Origin of the sequence: Haloferax mediterranei ATCC 33500, from assembly GCF_000306765.2 — an archaeon.
Taxonomy (GTDB): Archaea; Halobacteriota; Halobacteria; order Halobacteriales; family Haloferacaceae; genus Haloferax; species Haloferax mediterranei.
On sequence record NC_017941.2, the window covers coordinates 1,083,434 to 1,098,727 of the forward strand.

General features: G+C 62.6%; 15 protein-coding genes. 4 read left to right on the top strand and 11 right to left on the bottom strand.

Features of this window, described 5'->3' with window-relative positions:
- Nucleotides 1-96 precede the first annotated feature (96 nt).
- The 3 genes from HFX_RS05540 to HFX_RS05545 form a co-directional block, all read right to left on the bottom strand.
- Entirely contained in the window at nt 97-675 is a 579-nt protein-coding gene (locus HFX_RS05540; protein ID WP_004572535.1) for a DUF7524 family protein, read from the bottom strand.
- 43 nt (nt 676-718) lie between these two features.
- Nucleotides 719-904 carry a methytransferase partner Trm112 gene (locus HFX_RS19620; RefSeq protein WP_014732238.1) on the bottom strand — a complete coding sequence of 62 codons (186 nt, stop codon included), beginning with the start codon at nt 902-904 and terminating at the stop codon, nt 719-721.
- Nucleotides 905-999: 95 nt separating this feature from the next.
- Nucleotides 1,000-2,331 carry an adenylosuccinate synthase gene (locus tag HFX_RS05545; protein ID WP_004572533.1) on the bottom strand — a complete coding sequence of 444 codons (1,332 nt, stop codon included), beginning with the start codon at nt 2,329-2,331 and terminating at the stop codon, nt 1,000-1,002.
- Nucleotides 2,332-2,563: 232 nt separating this feature from the next.
- On the opposite strand from HFX_RS05545, the gene HFX_RS05550 reads away from it, so the two are divergent.
- Nucleotides 2,564-2,869, top strand: a complete 306-nt coding sequence (locus tag HFX_RS05550) for a hypothetical protein (protein ID WP_004572532.1) — start codon at nt 2,564-2,566, stop codon at nt 2,867-2,869.
- Nucleotides 2,870-3,004: 135 nt separating this feature from the next.
- Here the strand turns inward: HFX_RS05550 and HFX_RS05555 are convergent, their stop codons facing one another.
- Entirely contained in the window at nt 3,005-4,402 is a 1,398-nt protein-coding gene (locus HFX_RS05555) for a hypothetical protein (RefSeq protein WP_004572531.1), read from the bottom strand.
- Nucleotides 4,403-4,554: 152 nt separating this feature from the next.
- Complete coding sequence (locus tag HFX_RS05560; protein WP_004572530.1) at nt 4,555-6,771, bottom strand: DUF7527 domain-containing protein; 2,217 nt, start codon at nt 6,769-6,771, stop codon at nt 4,555-4,557.
- Between the two features lie 200 nt (nt 6,772-6,971).
- Between HFX_RS05560 and HFX_RS05565 the strand changes: the two genes are divergently transcribed.
- Complete coding sequence (locus HFX_RS05565; RefSeq protein ID WP_004572529.1) at nt 6,972-7,877, top strand: hypothetical protein; 906 nt, start codon at nt 6,972-6,974, stop codon at nt 7,875-7,877.
- A 67-nt stretch (nt 7,878-7,944) separates the two neighbouring features.
- Here HFX_RS05565 and HFX_RS05570 read toward each other — a convergent pair whose 3' ends face one another.
- The 4 genes from HFX_RS05570 to HFX_RS05580 form a co-directional block, all read right to left on the bottom strand.
- Complete coding sequence (locus tag HFX_RS05570) at nt 7,945-8,835, bottom strand: CDP-alcohol phosphatidyltransferase family protein (protein ID WP_004572528.1); 891 nt, start codon at nt 8,833-8,835, stop codon at nt 7,945-7,947.
- A complete protein-coding gene (locus HFX_RS05575; RefSeq protein WP_004572527.1) occupies nt 8,828-9,166 on the bottom strand; it encodes a hypothetical protein in 339 nt (112 codons plus the stop codon). Before HFX_RS05575 ends, HFX_RS05570 begins: the two co-directional genes overlap by 8 nt.
- Nucleotides 9,163-9,336: a hypothetical protein gene (locus HFX_RS19990; RefSeq protein WP_004572526.1), complete on the bottom strand. Its 174-nt coding sequence runs from the start codon at nt 9,334-9,336 to the stop codon at nt 9,163-9,165. The genes HFX_RS05575 and HFX_RS19990 overlap by 4 nt, the downstream gene beginning before the upstream one ends.
- A 132-nt stretch (nt 9,337-9,468) precedes the next feature.
- Nucleotides 9,469-9,729: a hypothetical protein gene (locus tag HFX_RS05580; protein ID WP_004572525.1), complete on the bottom strand. Its 261-nt coding sequence runs from the start codon at nt 9,727-9,729 to the stop codon at nt 9,469-9,471.
- Between the two features lie 228 nt (nt 9,730-9,957).
- Between HFX_RS05580 and HFX_RS05585 the strand changes: the two genes are divergently transcribed.
- Nucleotides 9,958-11,616, top strand: a complete 1,659-nt coding sequence (locus HFX_RS05585) for a potassium channel family protein (RefSeq protein WP_004572524.1) — start codon at nt 9,958-9,960, stop codon at nt 11,614-11,616.
- 276 nt (nt 11,617-11,892) lie between these two features.
- Here the strand turns inward: HFX_RS05585 and HFX_RS05590 are convergent, their stop codons facing one another.
- Nucleotides 11,893-12,741, bottom strand: coding sequence for a cytochrome c oxidase subunit 3 (locus HFX_RS05590; RefSeq protein WP_004572523.1), 849 nt, complete (start codon nt 12,739-12,741; stop codon nt 11,893-11,895).
- Nucleotides 12,742-12,969: 228 nt separating this feature from the next.
- Nucleotides 12,970-14,046: a phytoene/squalene synthase family protein gene (locus HFX_RS05595; protein WP_004572522.1), complete on the bottom strand. Its 1,077-nt coding sequence runs from the start codon at nt 14,044-14,046 to the stop codon at nt 12,970-12,972.
- A gap of 104 nt (nt 14,047-14,150) precedes the next feature.
- Here HFX_RS05595 and HFX_RS05600 point away from each other — a divergent pair, with 104 nt between their 5' ends.
- Nucleotides 14,151-15,293 (top strand): acyl-CoA dehydrogenase, encoded by a 1,143-nt coding sequence (locus HFX_RS05600; RefSeq protein WP_004572521.1) that lies wholly within the window; start codon nt 14,151-14,153, stop codon nt 15,291-15,293.
- The last annotated feature ends 1 nt before the right edge of the window (nt 15,294 follow it).

Sequence of the window (15,294 nt, forward strand, 5' to 3'; positions counted from 1 at the left end):
CGAAGACCGTCGCGACCGTCTTCCTTCTTCCCTCCGAGCGACATCGCGAGGGCGAACGCTGAGAATATTGATGTATTGATATAATTGCAGTCGCAGCTACCAGACCGTCAGCACCAGCGCGACGAGAACGCCGCCGACGACGACGCCAGCACCGAGGGTGATGACGAAACTTTTGAAGACCGAGGCGACGCCGACCGCGAGTGCGAGCGCCGCGAGGGCGAGAAGCACCAGTGGAACGGTCTGTACGTCGACCCTCGGAAACACGTCAGCGAGGCTCTCTGTTATGCTCGGTTCCGGTTCGGGCGTCCGCGGCTTCGACAGCGTCTCGTCCACCTCGACCGGCGGTTTTCCATTACTCGGGTTGACAGTCACGTCGACGTAGACCGTCTCGGACCCGTGTCCGGAGACGATTTTGAGTTTCCCGGTCACCGGTTCGGGCGGCGGAGAAACGAACACATTGACTAACTTCGTCTGGCCGCCATCTACGAAGTGGTTCCCCTCGGAAAGCGTCATCACCCGCGAAAGTTCGTCATCGACGTGCAGGTGGACGTGGACCGCCTGTCCGCGGTTTTCGAGTTCGACCGCGAACGTGTCTCTCGTCGAGAACGATGGCGCTACCGAGAGGTCGTGAGGGCGCTCGTCGTTCAGCGTGACGGTGAGCGGCGCGTTCGACACGGTACCACCGTCGGAGCGGGAATAGAAAAACGTTCAGGTCCGGTTAGTTATCGCGCATGTCCGGCGGCAGGAGGTTCGGGATACCGTCCTCGATGGGGTATACCTCGCCGGTGACCGTGCCGATGAGCCGCCCCTCGATGATTTCATCGCCGTCACGCTCGTCGACTTCCAACTCGAGTTCACTCTTGTCGAGGGGGTCACAGAGGATGTCCATCAGGGATTCTTTCATCGTCGTGATGGTAGATTGCGCGAAGTAAAAGCGTACGGGTTCGACGCCGTCGAGTCAGCGACCGGGGGTCGAACTCGTCTCGGTCGTGTGTGTAATTACTCGTCGAACGGGTTCGCGAGGTGGACCGTCTGTTCGCGGTCCGGGCCGATGCCGACGGCGTAGACCGGCACATCGAGTTCGTCGGAGATGTAGTCGAGGTAGTCCTGTGCAGCGTCCGGGATGGCGTCGTAGCCTTCCTCGGCGACTTCGGCCCAGTCGACTTCCGGCCACGGTTCGAACTCCTTTAGGACGGGTTCGCATTCGGCCCAGCGTTCGGTCGTCGCGGGCATGGTCAGGCGCTCTTCGCCGTCGAGTTCGTAGGCGTGGCCGACCTTGATTTCGTCCAGTCCGGCGAGCACGTCGAGGTGGTTGACGGCGATGCCGGTGAAGCCGCTTGCGCGCGCGGCGTGGCGGAGCATCGGGATGTCGAGCCAGCCGATACGGCGCGGGCGACCGGTGACGGTACCGAACTCGCCGCCTTTCTCGCGGATGAAGTCGGCGAGTTCCTCGTCGTGGTCGTTGTCTTTCAGTTCGGTCGGCATCGGTCCCTCGCCAACGCGCGAGAGATACGCCTTGACGATGCCGACGACTTCACCCTGTCCGACGACGGTCGGTCCGAGACCGGAGCCGGTGGACGCACCGCCTGCCGTCGGGTTCGAGGAGGTCACGTACGGGTAGCTCCCGTGGTCGATGTCGATGAGCGTTCCCTGTGCGCCCTCGAACATCACGTTCTCGCCGGATTCGCGCCGCTCGGCGAGGAAGTCGCCACAGTTGACCGTCATGTCGTCTTCGCGGAGGCGACGGCCGAACTCGGTGTACTCGTCGACGAGTGCTTCGATATCACACTCGTCGCCTGCTTCGAGACCGTACACGTCTTCGATGAGCGCTCGCTTCTGCGGAACGACGTACTCCAGTCGCTGGCGGAGTACCTCGGGGTCCAAGAGGTCGCCGACGCGGATACCGCGGCGGCCCACCTTGTCCTCGTAGGTGGGGCCGATGCCGCGTCCGGTCGTGCCGACGGTCAGGTCCGAGTCGGCCTTCGCTTCCTCCTCGATGTTGTCGAGGCGGCGGTGATACGGCATAATCACGTGCGCGCGCTTTGCGAGGCGCACGTCGGGGTCGAGACCCTGCTCACGGAGGTCGTCAATTTCGGAAAAGAGCGTCCGGGGATTGATGACACAGCCGTTTCCGAGCACGCCGACCTTGCCGCGGACGGCCCCGCTCGGGACGAGCGAAAGCTTGTACTCCTCGCCGTCTTCGACGACCGTGTGTCCGGCGTTGTCGCCGCCTTGGTATCGAACGACGATATCAGCGTCGCCGCCCCAGAGGTCGACGAGCGCGCCTTTGCCCTCGTCGCCGAGTTGCGAACCGACGATGGTAACAGTCATACGTCGGCCGTTCCCCGCGCCGCACTAAACAGATTACGGTCGCGCCCGGAAACAGACTCACGTTCGTGCATATGTTGTTAATTGATAGGACCAATACTGCCATAAACACGCATTAACGTGACGACGGATAACACAACGGTTAATTAGTGCCCTCGACAAGGTCGGGCTATCTCATTATTCGCCGTCTCGGAGGGTAAGGCTTAAAGCCTACCAAGAAGAGTTAACAAATGGCATGATAGACCGACTTGAGAAAGAAGTTGATATGTTGGAGCGCCATCTGCAGGTTCTGAAGATGGTCATCGAGAGTGAGCCGATTGGCATCGTCAAGATGTCCAACGAGACGGGTTATCCGCACCACAAAGTTCGGTATTCCCTTCGCGTTCTCGAAGAAGAGAACCTTATCGAGCCCTCCAGCCAGGGTGCGATTACGACCGAGCGGACACAGGAATTCGTCGACGAACTTGACGACAAGCTCGACGAGATTGTCAACAAGCTCGAATCGATGAAAATCGAAGAAGCGGCTGAAGTCGAAAACTAATCTCCGATACGCGCGGTCGTTCTATCCTGTTTCGTACGACGAGTCTCACCGGGCACGTCTTCGATCCGGCCGCGTTAGCTACATCTCTCTTCGTCGCGTATGCAGCGTACTCTCGGTGAGAGCCGTTTCCATGTCTCACGTCGAGACGGGACGTTGTGCGTGCGCGTCGCTCGCATTCTGACCCTCCTCGGGACCGCTTCGAATCGAAGTGAGCCGCTCGGCAACTCGCTCCGGTTCGTCGACGAATGCGAGCGAATGGCAGTAAAAACGGTACGGCTCCGTCTCCGCAGCATCGTCCGTCCGGTCGAGTGCGACCATCGCTGCGTCCGTCGCCGGCGGACTGTCGAACAGCGCCCTCTCGGCGGTCGCGTCACGGATAGCGTCGAGCGGAACGCACCACTGGACGGCGTCGAGGCGGCGGTCATAGGCGACGAGTTCGTCGTCGGACAATCGGTATTCGAGCGCGCCGAACGCCAGTTCAAAGTGAACGACGCCGATGAGTGCGACGACGCCGATGTACGCGCCGAGCGTCGCCACGGTCGCCGCACCGAGAAGCGGGAGCGACGTGATTCCCCAGACCTCGTGACCGACGAGCGGGACGCCGACCAACAGCACGACTGCGATGGCGTACTGTCCTTCGACCCGACGAAAACTGCTCGCGGCGTTGCCGAACGGCAGGAGGCTGTCCACCGCGCCCGCGAGCCGGACGGCGCGTCGGTTCGGCCGAATCGTCGAGCACGGTTCGCCGCTCGGAAGCGAGGAGACCGTCGACGACGCCGAGTCAGTCGTATTCGCGGACGACCGAGTCGATTCCGTCGCCCCAGCCGCGTCGCCAAACGAGCGAATGTCGCGGACCGTTCGCCCGACAACGACGAGCCCCGCAACGAGCGTCAGGAGGTCACCCACTTCGGGACCCGTCGCGTGCAGGGCGGTGAGGAACCACAGCGGGACCCAGTACAGCATCCACAACCCGAAACGCCACCGCGGTGCGACGGCCCCTGCGGTCGGCCACTCCGAGCGCGCGTGGTTCCGAACGAGGAGTCCGTGTTTCGCGGCGGAAGCGAGCGTGCCCGCGGCGAGAATCAGCGGCGTTGGCCGCGACCAGAACTCGTCGAACACCGGCGACGAGACGACTTTCGACGACACCCCGACGGCCGCCACCGGGATAAAAAAGAACAGCGAGAGGAAGACGACGTTCACGAAGGGCCGCACGTTGTGGAGCGACACCGGTGGCAGCCGGTCGGCCACGGTGACGGACCCGACTTTCGCCGAGAAGAAGCGGAAAAACCCCTGCTCGTACGGCGACAGCGTCGAGTTCCCGCCTTCTGGCGCGGGAGCGGCCCCGGTCGGCGAAACCGTCTCCCGAGGCGCGGCGAACAACGTCTGGCACGTCCGCCGAACCAGCGACGTGGTCAGGTCGAGCCAGGAGAGGACGACGACCGCGTACAGCGGGTGCGAGGACGTGACGACGGCTGCCACCGCGACGAGTCCGACCCCGAGTACAGCGAGATACGACGACGGAGACCGCTTCACTGGTCGCCACTCCGGACCGTTCGATTTTAATAATACTGATAAGATACGAAACCGACTCAGTTCGAGGCAGACTCAGGTGTTGTCCCCGAACGTCACAATGCGGCGACGACCCAGTCAGAATTTGGAGGTGCGGCGAATTCGCCGGTGTGGTTCTACAAGTCGGGCACGTTCAGGTGGAACTCGCCGCTTCGTGCTTCGACCAGACAGAGGTGGTACCCCTGCTTGCGCGAGAGTTTGACGAAGCTCTTGCGCTTCGACCGACTCAGGAGACCGCCGCCGGTTTCGGCGGTGGCCGCTTCGAGGGCTTCGGGTTCGAAGAAGCTCTTCGTGACCACGAACGCCGACCCGAGCGTCTCTTTCGCGTCGGCGACAGCCTTCGAATCCTTGATGAGTTGCGTGACCATCGGCTGGGTGGCCGGGTCGCGAGAGTCGTTGAGGTTCGCGACGAACAGCGGTTCACCCATCTGGTCGCGGACGATAACATCGAACTGTCGCGGCTCCGTCTCACCCTCGCCGATTGGAACCGAAACGGTTCCGTAGAGTTCGATACGGTCGGCTTTCGGAATCGAGTCGAAGACGCCGGCGAGGCTCGACCGGTTGTCCGTTTCGCCGATTTCGTAGAGTAAGTCAGTGACAACCCACTTGGCGAAGCCGTATTCGGGTGTCTCGTGGAGGAACTCCTCGTACGGTTGCCCTTCGATGCCGAGTCCTTCGGTGTCGAACGTCGTGTGGTGTTCGAGACGGAGGTTCTCGACGACCTCCTCGCGGCTTGCCTGTCCGGCGTGTGCCTTCTCCAGTGTCGCCTCTCCTTTCCGGGCGTAGCGGACGAACAGGTTCGTTCCCCGTAGCGCCTCGTCGGGCGACATCGACCGGTCCGCCGACTTGATGCCGGCTTCTTCCAGCTCGGCTCGAAGCCGGTCGACCTCGGATTCGAGTTCGGCCACGCGGTCTTCGAGTTCTTCCGCACGGGCGCGGTGTTCATCGCGCTCGTTCCGAAGCGCGTCGCGTTCGGATTCGAGTCGGTCGCGTTCGGACTCCAGCGCGGACAGTTTCTCCTTCACCGGGTTCGCCTCTTTGGGGTCGACCGCGTTGGGTTGTCCTTGCTCGGTACTCGTTTGCTCGGACGTCCGCTTCCGCTGTTTCGGCTGCTTCGACTCCTGCTTTTGCGGTGGTCGCGGCCGGGTCGCCTGCTTCGTGGATTGTTTCCCACGTCGCGGCGTGCCCGGTCGGTCACCGACGGACTCCCCTTTCGCATCGCGGGGGTCAAGCGAGGGAATCGAACGGGCGTTCCGCCACTCTGCTTCGGCCGAGAATACATCGTCGCCCGGTGCTCCGCCCTCTGCGAGCGGGTCGGGCGCAGTCTCGCCGTTCTTCGACGTGGAGTCCGCGTCGGACGCCCCGGTTGCGGGTGCAGACGGTGAGTCCTCGCCCGACTCACTCGCCTCAGTCGATGGCTCGGCGTCAGTCTCTGCCGTACGGTGTTCCGAGTTCGCCGATGCCTCAGTCGTCGACGAGTCCTCGGACTGTCCCTGTGCCGTGGACGGCGTCTCGTTCGCTCCCCTCGGAGCCGACCCGTCCGTCTCGTCGGCGGATTCGGTCGTTCCGGTTGTTTCTGTCGTTGCCGGTTCAGCCGAAGCGGCGGTGGCGTCTCCGCCGCGCTCCGCTGTTTGCGAGGTGTCTCTGACAGCGTCGTCAGTCGGTGGTTCGTCGGGTTCGGCCTCGGCAGGCGCGTCCGAGTCGTGCTCAGTCCCGGCGGCAGCGGCGGCACTGCCAGCGCCGGCAGCAACGTCAGTCGATTCGTCGTCACTCGCTGCCGAGTCGTCGATTCCGTCGTCCGGAATCTCGACGAGGTCGATGTCGACGTCGAAGACCTTGTAGATACCAATCTCGTCGGTTGCCCGTTCCAACGCCTCATCGCCCGTAATGAGACGCTTGCTGTTTCCGACGAAGGCGGCGCTCATCGATTTCCCCCCGTGGTAGACGATGTAGTAGTCGCCGGAAAGGACGTTCTCGGAGAGTTCGACGTAGCCGGTGAAGCCACCCGCCGAGAGCGTTCCGTCCGCGTCGCTCAGCGGTGTCTCTTCCGTGTAGTATTGCGCGCGGATGTCGCCGCCGGTTTCTTGCATCGCATAGAGCAGTGGCAACGATGAGTCAGGCGCGCGATGGGCCTCGAACGATTCGCCGTCGAAGTCGGCTATGTCCCCGTCGAATACACCGAGGAGACGACCGTTGAGCATGAAGCCCCACGTCATGCCGGCTACGACGGCGCCTGTGAAGCCGTCGTCTGCGAGTGACCGGAGGCCCCCGTATCCTCGGTCCGTAGGTGCGGAGTCCCACCCAGTCACCGCGTCAATAATCTCGCTATCCATTTGGGGTTACATCACCGGAAGCGAATCAAATACTTTCCGGGCGAAACGAGCGAATAGTCCATTCATACTACATTTTTGTGTTCTGTATTGACAGTTTCGGCCGATAAACGAGGATTCGGGGACCCGGTCGAACGAGATTGGGTGGGGTAACGGGACAACTCGGGCGAACGATTATACCATCCGGCCGTGACGAGTCGTGCGTGACTAGACACGACGAACAGTTCGTCCGCTATCTCCATGCGAAGGAAACGGTGGACGACCGCGCACTCCACCGGCCGACGCTCGCGCACCTCATCGACTTGCTCGAGGAGCGCGCCGAGTCGCATCCGGACGAACCGCTCCGTGTCGTCTCCGTCGGGTCTGGAACCGGTTCGATGTGCCGCAGACTCCTCTCGTGGGGCGTCTTCGACGCGCACGACGAGATTAAGTACATCATGGTCGACCGAAAGCAGGGCATGGCCGACCAGGCGGCGGCCGCCTTCGCCGAGTGGTCCCACGGCGCTGGCTGGACGGCCGAGCCAACGACCGACGGCTTCAGAATCGAGCGACACGGCCGACGCGTCTCGCTTACCTACGTGACGAGTGACCTCTTCGAGGCGATGACGGTCCTCCCGAAAGCCATCGACCTCGTCATCGCGCACGCGGTCGTCGACATCCTCCCGCTTCGTCGCGCCGTCGAATCGCTCCTCTCGCGGTTGACTGACGAAGGAATTCTCTACGCGCCCGTTACGTTCGACGGCCGAACCTCGTTCCGCCCCGCACACGAGGCCGACGACGAGATTATTGCCGCCTACCACGAGACGATGCGCGGCGACGAGCGGGCAGGCCCGGACACTGGTTCCGACCTCTTTTCGGTCCTTCCGTCACTCGGCGCGCCGGTCGTCGCCGCCGGCGGGTCCGACTGGGTCGTCCACCCGCCACACGACGACGACGAACGGGTCTTCCTCGACCGTATTCTCGGGTTCGTCGAGGAGTCAGTCATCGAATCCGACCGCGTCGACGACGAGACGCTCGACCACTGGCTCAAAGCACGACACGGACAGTTGGCATCCGACGAGTTGGCGTACATCGCACACAACGTCGACGTGCTTGCCCAACTTGAATAAGACCCGCTCGCCGTCTCCTCTCACCCGCTGGCTCCCCTTGCTCGCTGGCTCTCCCTCGTCCAACTAACTAGTTCTCGACAGAAGTCACCTGACTGCCAGCATCCACAGGTCGTAATCGCCCGGAGACGTACAGCCAGTCTCGTCCAAATCCGAGGAGTAGGCCGCCCGCCGCGACACCGGTGACGAGCGGCATCCACGAATCAAAGACGCCGGGTGCCAGCGCGACCGGGACGACCGCCATCTGGAGTCCGGCGAGGACGCGGCGGGAGGTTCGTGGTGGGAGGTCGAACGTTGGTTTGTCGGTTCGCTCGCGCCACCACAGGCCGGCGACGAAGACGTACCGCGCCGCGCCAACCGAGAGATACCACCACGCCAATTCGCCGAGGGCGACACCAGCAAGGGGTGCTGCGAGGAGACCGAAGGCGTCGACGGCGGTGTCGAGGCGGCCTCCGAGACGGGTGACGCGACCGAGGCGGCGGGCGAGAGACCCGTCGACGGAATCGAGCGCGGCAACGACCCCGTAGCCGAGTGCTGCGGCCCACGCCCACACAGGGGTGGTTGCGCCGAGAACGGTGACGCCTGCGATTCCACTGACGCCTGCGATTCCACTGACGCCTGCGACGACAACTCCCCGAAAGAGCGTCACCGCGGTCGGGAGTCCAAGACTGTTGTATACGGGTGTCTCTCCGCTGTTGTTGTGTACAGACGTCTCTCCACTGCTTGCGTTCTCTGGCGCGTGCACGTACGTGTATCCCCAAAGCCCCGCGACGACGGCCAGCGCGAGGGCAGTCCATGCGATGGCGACAGTCGCTCCCGTGCCGGTTGCGAGAACCCAGCCAACACTCACCGTCCCCGCGACAGCGACGACACCGCTTGCGAGAACTCGATTTCGGGTTTGTCGCGTCCCCTCTGAGGGTGCCGATACCGAAGACGCGGACGAGAACGACTGCTCAGACATCGCCGACCAGCGCGCGTGCCCCAACAGCCGCGAGCATCGGCAGTACAAATCCGATAGCGACGGTCAGTGCGAAGATGGTTTCCATCGCAAAGAGCGCATCCAGTTCCCCCTGCCACCAGACCATGCCGATGTGGAGTGCGACCGCCACCCCGCCGAAGGTGAGTCCCTGCGGGACTGCTCGGCGGACGGAGGTGGCGAGGATGCCGACCAACACACCACCGAGAATGAGACCTGCCCAGTGGACGAACGCGGCCACGAGACCGATTATCGTGGCGACGACCAGCGCGAGTTCGGCGTAACGGCCGCGACGGAGGTCAGCCAAGAAGCTCATCGGTCACCTCCGGGGACGATGCCAAGCGAGCCATCGGGCTGGTCGAGCGTGAGCCGTTTGTATTCTCCATCAACCCATGCGTCGAGACCGAGATACGACCCACCAAGCAGTGCTTTCGTCACCAGCGCCGCCGCACACTCGGCGACGACTGCACGTGCCGTGGTGTTCATACGCACAATGGCGCCCGGTCGGAGGATAAATATTGCCCACATGATGCGTTTACGGGCGCGAGCCGCGAGTCGCAGGTCACTGGTGACGGGTCACCGACCGCAGGTCACAGGCCACCGGTCGTAGGTCATGTATCACGAGTCGTTCGAGTCCGCGGTTCGCCGGGCTCGGAATTCGACGGCCGAGAGCAACAGAAGGTAGGTGACGGTACCGAAGAAAACAACGACCAGTATGCTCGGCCCGACGACCGCGACGCTCACTGCGACCGCGATAATCGCTGCACCGACAGCGGCAGCCTGAACCGCCGTCTCGTCCCACATCGCACGGACCAGTGGCTGTTTCAGCGACAACACTACTTCGAGACCGAGGGTGCCGAGGATACCCGTGAGCGCCAACGAGAGGGAGAACCTCGGACGAAAAACAGCTATAGTAGCGTTTGCAACTGGTGACACATCCGATCGCACGACAACGTTCGATCGGGTGTGCAATGACTTGCAAACGCTACTATAGACCCGCCGCGACAGGAATCAGCACCACAACTGCGAGCGCGGCGTCTCGGCGACGACTCATGATATCTGTACCGGTCGAGTCCCTTTTTAGACACCGGCGTACATAGCGGGAGTATGTCGATTACCGGCGACGGCCCCGGGTTGTCGAAGGCCAAACGGCGTCTCGGCCGTTATCTCGCGGGCGCGGCGCTCTTGATGCTCACGTACGCCTTCATCTATCGGTGGGCGGTGGGGCAGTTCGTCGGAGGAGACGTGACGTTTCTCGGTGCAATGCACCACGTCGTCGAGACGTTCACGACGACCGGATACGGTGAGCAGGCGGCGTTCCTGGAGGACTCGCCACCGCTTCAGATACTGTCTATCCTGATGCAACTCACGGGCGTCACCACCGTCTTCCTCACGCTCCCGCTGTTTCTCGTTCCACTCGTGGAGGACGCCCTTCGGACGGCACCGCCGACGGCGTCCGACCTAACCGACCACGTCGTCATCTGTACGTTCACGCCCAGAGGGGACGCCCTCGTCGACGAACTCGACTCGATGGGCGTTCCCTACGTCATCCTCGAATCGGACCGCGACCTCGCCGAAGAACTCCACGGACAAGAATACGAAGTCGTCCACGGCGACCCCGAATCCGTCGAATCGCTCGAAGCCGCGAATGCGCCGGATGCGCTCGCTATCGTCGCCGACGACGACGACGAGACGAACGCGAGTATCATCCTCGCCGCGAAGCAGGCCGCACCGGACGCTCGGGTCGTCAGCCTCATCGAAGACCCACGCGTCATGGATTACCACCACTACGCCGGTGCCGATCAGGTCGTCTCGCCGCGCCGACTCCTCGGTGAGAGTCTCGCCGGGAAGGCAACCACATCCATCTCTTCGGACCTCGGTGACGCCATCGAAATCGGCGAGGACTTCGAGGTCGCGGAACTTCTCGTCCAGCGCGAAAGCCCCGTCGAGGGGAAGACGATAGCCGAAAGCGGTATCGGCCGAACGACCGGTGTCAACGTTATCGGGGCGTGGTTCTCGGGGGAGTTCGTCTCACCGCCCGCCCCGAACGCCGTTATCGACGAACACACAATTCTACTGGTCGTCGGTCGGGAGAAACAGCTCGAAGAACTCCGTGGACTCACGCGTTCGTCGGCGCGTCGCTTTCGTCGGGGAACTGTTATCGTCGCAGGCTACGGCGAGGTCGGGTCGACCGCGGCCGAAACACTGGCGAGCGCCGGTGTCCCCCACGTTATCGTCGACAAGGAGGACAAACCCGGCGTCGACGTCGTCGGAGATATCACCGACCCGCAGACGCTCGCAGCGGCGAACGTCACGGAGGCCCGCGGCGTGCTCCTCGCGCTCAGCAGCGACACGACCGCGGTGTTCGCCACGCTCGTCTCCGAGCATATCTCGGAGGAGACGGAAGTCATCGCGAGGGCGAATGAGACCGGGAGCATCGCGAAACTCTACCGTGCGGGGGCCGACTACGTCCTCGCGCTTTCGACCGTCGCGGGCCGGATGCTCGCCTCGACGGTCCTCGACGAGGAAGTCATCGCGCCGCAATCGCAGATCGAAATCGTCCGGACCCACGCACCGAATCTCGTTGGTCAGTCGCTTGTCGAGGCTGATGTGCGCGCCCGAACCAACTGTACTGTCATCGCCGTGGAGCGAGACGGCACACTCGTGACCGAAATCAGCCCTGACTTCCGCGTCGAGGAACAGGACGACCTCATCGTCGCCGGCGTCGACGAGGATATCTACCAGTTCAACGAACAGTTCGGGTGACGTGCGTACGCCGTCGGTGGGAGCGGCTTATGCTTATTATCGAGAGATACTATCGGTGGCGACGCTCACCGGGAACAGTACGTACGGCGACAACACGGATGCCACCAGTCTAGAAGCCAGACACGTCCAATTCGTTCGGGGGCAGCGGTCCGAACAACCCATGGCAGTGGACGCTCGCAGCCATCCCCCGTCAGGACGCGCCGGCACCAGTGGGTCTCGGAGCAGTCATATAAAAAGAATCGGTCGCGGCCTTGTCTGCGAACTGCTACGCGTCGATTACGCGCCGACTTCTGCGCCGACGTACAGGACGACGACGAGGAAGATCCAGACCGCGTCCACGAAGTGCCAGTACATGGAGGCCGTGCTCACGGAGACGTGGCGCTCGGCGGAGTACTGACCGCGAAGTGCGCGGACGAAGACGATACCGAGGAGGGCCGCACCGAGGGACACGTGGAGTCCGTGAAGCCCGGTGAGACCGTAGAACGCCGACCCGAAGATGCCCGTGGTGATTGTGAAGTCCGTGTGGACGATGAACTCGTAGTACTCGTACACCTGTCCCCCGATGAAGATGACACCGAGAAGCAGGGTGACGGCGAGACCGAGGATGAAGTTCCGGCGGTTCTCGTTACGGATAGCCACGTGCGCCCAGTGGAGCGTGAAACTGGACGCAATCAGCAGTGCTGTGTTGGCGATCACCAGCGACCCGGTTAGATGTGGAAGTTCTTGTGGTGGCCATGTGCCTGCGCGGATGAAGAAGTAGTACGTGAACAGGGCACCGAACGTCGCGAGTTCGGACCCGAGGAACGCAATCATTCCCCATCGAAGCTTCGACGCGCTCTTCTGGCTTGCATCGCGCGACCAGAAGTGGCTCACGAAGGCGTGGTACAACCAGCCGTAGATACCGGCCAGGAAGAGGAATATGCTGCCGATGAATACGGCGGGTCCGAGCATCTGCCCGACGATTCCGTCCTGTCCCATGACGTACAGACCGGCACCGGTGTAGATGCCTGCGCCCCCGACGGCGGTGACGAACGGCCACCAGCTCGCCTCGCCGAAGCCGCGCGGCCAGTCCTGAACCGCCGGCAGGTGGTGGCCGTGGTCGTCGTGTGCTTCTTCGGTACTCATAGGCCCCCGTTATAGTCGGGTTACTAAAAATCCTCCCAAACTGCGCCCGTCGTGCGACGACAGGGGTGGGACGACCCGTCAAGTAGCGGGGTGCCGAACCGTCAGTAACAGGGAGCCGAACTGCCAGTAACAGGGAGCCGAACCGCCGGTAACCAGTCGAAAGCGAATCGATGTACGCGATGGAAAAAGCGATTCCTGGCGGGTCGAACAGACGGTCTTCGATAGCCTTCAGTCGGCGTTGGTCGCCGCGCGATGGAACGGCTGCCGGGAGATGACCTCCCGCATCTCCGCGAGCGAGTCGGACCCAGCATCGTTCATCGCGGTGACGACAGCGAACACCTCTTGGCGCGATACCTTGACGCCCTCGCCCGTCACCGCGTGTTCGGGGTTGGCAACGAGTTCGCGGAGGGTTCCGACCGCGAGGAGGAACGGAATCGCCCACGCGGCGAGCGTGTTACCCTCGCGGAGGGGAACCGTCTCCAGATACGTCTGTGCGTCGTCGAGGAACGACTTGGCGTGGGTTGCGGTTCGCTGCACAACCGATGCCGTCTGGTCGTTGTGTTCTGGATTGATGACTTCCTCTTGTGGGACGCCAACGTCTTCGAGCCATTCTGCGGGAAGGTAGACGTTGTTTTCCGATGTGTAATCGTCGTGTACGTCCTTTGCGATGTTCACGAGTTGGAGGAGCAGTCCGAACTCCTCGGCGGTGTCGTAGAGGAGCGAGCGTCGCTCGCTGTCGACGTTCCCCCGCGTCACGAGGTTCGTGATGAGGTTGCCGACGGTCCCGGCAGCGTAGTAGCAGTACTCTTCGAGTTCTTCACGTGACTGGATGCGAAGACCGCCCGTCTTCGAGTAGCGTTCGACGAACATCGCCATTCCCGAAACCAGTTCCCGAACCGGCGGCGTAACCGCCTCGCGGACATCGGTCGGGAGGGCTTCGAACGTCCGGAAGACGCGGGTGGTGTTGGCGACGACCATCCAGTCGTCGGACTGTTCGTCCTCTGGAGGGAGATGCGGCTGCACCGCAGTAACGAATTCCTCGACGTTGGTGTCGTCGTCGGGGTCGAGTGCGCAGTCGTAGAGTCGGAGGAGGCGGGCCTGCTCGTCGGAGGCGATAGATGACGAATCCTCGACGGTGTCGGCGATTCGACAGAGGAGATAGCCGATACAGATGTGAGATGCCATCGGTTCGTCGAGGACATCCACAGTGAGGGCGAAGGTGCGGGAGACCCCCTGAACTGCATCGTGACACCAATCGAGGTCGTCATCAGTTGCCGGTGGCCGGGCATCGGCGTGTCGAGACATTCGAGCGTACCGGTATTATGGAAGGGGGGATAAAAAGTCTCGTGGGGTACACCTCGAAACGCCGCAGGAGAAAATCATAAGCATAGTCAATGAAAGAACCAGGTATGGACTTTGCGCTCACTGCGGAGCAAAAACAAATCAAGGATATGGTTTCAGAGTTCGTCGACGAGGAGGTCAAGCCTCGTGCGGCGGAAATCGACGAAACCGACGAGTTCCCCGCGGACCTCGTCCGCGAGATGGGCGAACTCGGGTTGATGGGCATGCCGTTCCCCGAGAAGTACGGCGGTGCTGGACTCGACTATCACTCCTACGCCATCGGGCTCGAAGAGATTTCTCGCGGCTCCGGCGGTCTCGGAACCATCGTCGCGGCGCACACGAGCCTCGCGGGCAACATGCTCTACGAGTTCGGCAACGAAGACCAGAAACAGACGTACCTCACGCCAGTCAACGAAGGAACCGACATCGGCGCGTTCGCACTCTCCGAACCGGGCGCGGGCAGTGACGTTCCCGCGATGGAGACGACCGCGGTGAAAGACGGCGATGAGTACGTCGTCAACGGGGGCAAGCTCTGGATTTCGAACGGCTCCGTCGCTGACACCGTCATCGTCTTCGCCAAGACCGACCCCGACGCAGGGAACAAGGGTATCTCCTCGTTCGTCGTCCGGCCCGAGGAAGACGACGGATTCATCGTCGAAGGAACGGAGCACAAACTCGGCGACAAAGGCTGTCCGACCGCCGAACTCCGCTTCGACGACATGCGCATCCCTGCAGACCGCCTTCTCGGCGACGAGGGAGACGGGTTCGTGCAAGCGCTGAAGACGCTCAACGGTGGGCGAATCACCATCGCGGCGCGCTCCATCGGTATTGCACGCGCGGCCCTCGACGACGCCGTGAAGTACGCCGGCGAGCGCGAGCAGTTCGACCAGCCTATCGGCGACTTCCAGGCAATCAAGCACAAACTCGCCGACATGGACACGAAGGTGCAGGCGGCGAAGCTTCTCATGCACAAGGCCGCGGACCTGAAGATTCGCGACGAGACGTTCATCAAGGAGGCCGCACAGGCGAAACTCTACGCCAGCGAGATTAGCCGCGAAGTCGCCAACGAGGGCATCCAGATTCACGGCGGCTACGGCTACACCAAGGACTTCGCGGCCGAGCGCTACTACCGTGACGCAAAGCTCAACGAAATCTACGAGGGCACGAGCGAGATTCTCCGCAACACCATCGGGGACTGGTTACAGAAGTAAG

Coding starts and splice junctions, on each gene's coding strand:
- HFX_RS19620 (WP_014732238.1), bottom strand. CDS start 904: ATGAAAGAATCCCTGATGGACATCCTCTGTGACCCCCTCGACAAGAGT.
- HFX_RS05545 (WP_004572533.1), bottom strand. CDS start 2,331: ATGACTGTTACCATCGTCGGTTCGCAACTCGGCGACGAGGGCAAAGGC.
- HFX_RS05550 (WP_004572532.1), top strand. CDS start 2,564: ATGATAGACCGACTTGAGAAAGAAGTTGATATGTTGGAGCGCCATCTG.
- HFX_RS05560 (WP_004572530.1), bottom strand. CDS start 6,771: ATGGATAGCGAGATTATTGACGCGGTGACTGGGTGGGACTCCGCACCT.
- HFX_RS05570 (WP_004572528.1), bottom strand. CDS start 8,835: ATGTCTGAGCAGTCGTTCTCGTCCGCGTCTTCGGTATCGGCACCCTCA.
- HFX_RS05575 (WP_004572527.1), bottom strand. CDS start 9,166: ATGAGCTTCTTGGCTGACCTCCGTCGCGGCCGTTACGCCGAACTCGCG.
- HFX_RS19990 (WP_004572526.1), bottom strand. CDS start 9,336: ATGAACACCACGGCACGTGCAGTCGTCGCCGAGTGTGCGGCGGCGCTG.
- HFX_RS05585 (WP_004572524.1), top strand. CDS start 9,958: ATGTCGATTACCGGCGACGGCCCCGGGTTGTCGAAGGCCAAACGGCGT.
- HFX_RS05590 (WP_004572523.1), bottom strand. CDS start 12,741: ATGAGTACCGAAGAAGCACACGACGACCACGGCCACCACCTGCCGGCG.
- HFX_RS05595 (WP_004572522.1), bottom strand. CDS start 14,046: ATGTCTCGACACGCCGATGCCCGGCCACCGGCAACTGATGACGACCTC.
- HFX_RS05600 (WP_004572521.1), top strand. CDS start 14,151: ATGGACTTTGCGCTCACTGCGGAGCAAAAACAAATCAAGGATATGGTT.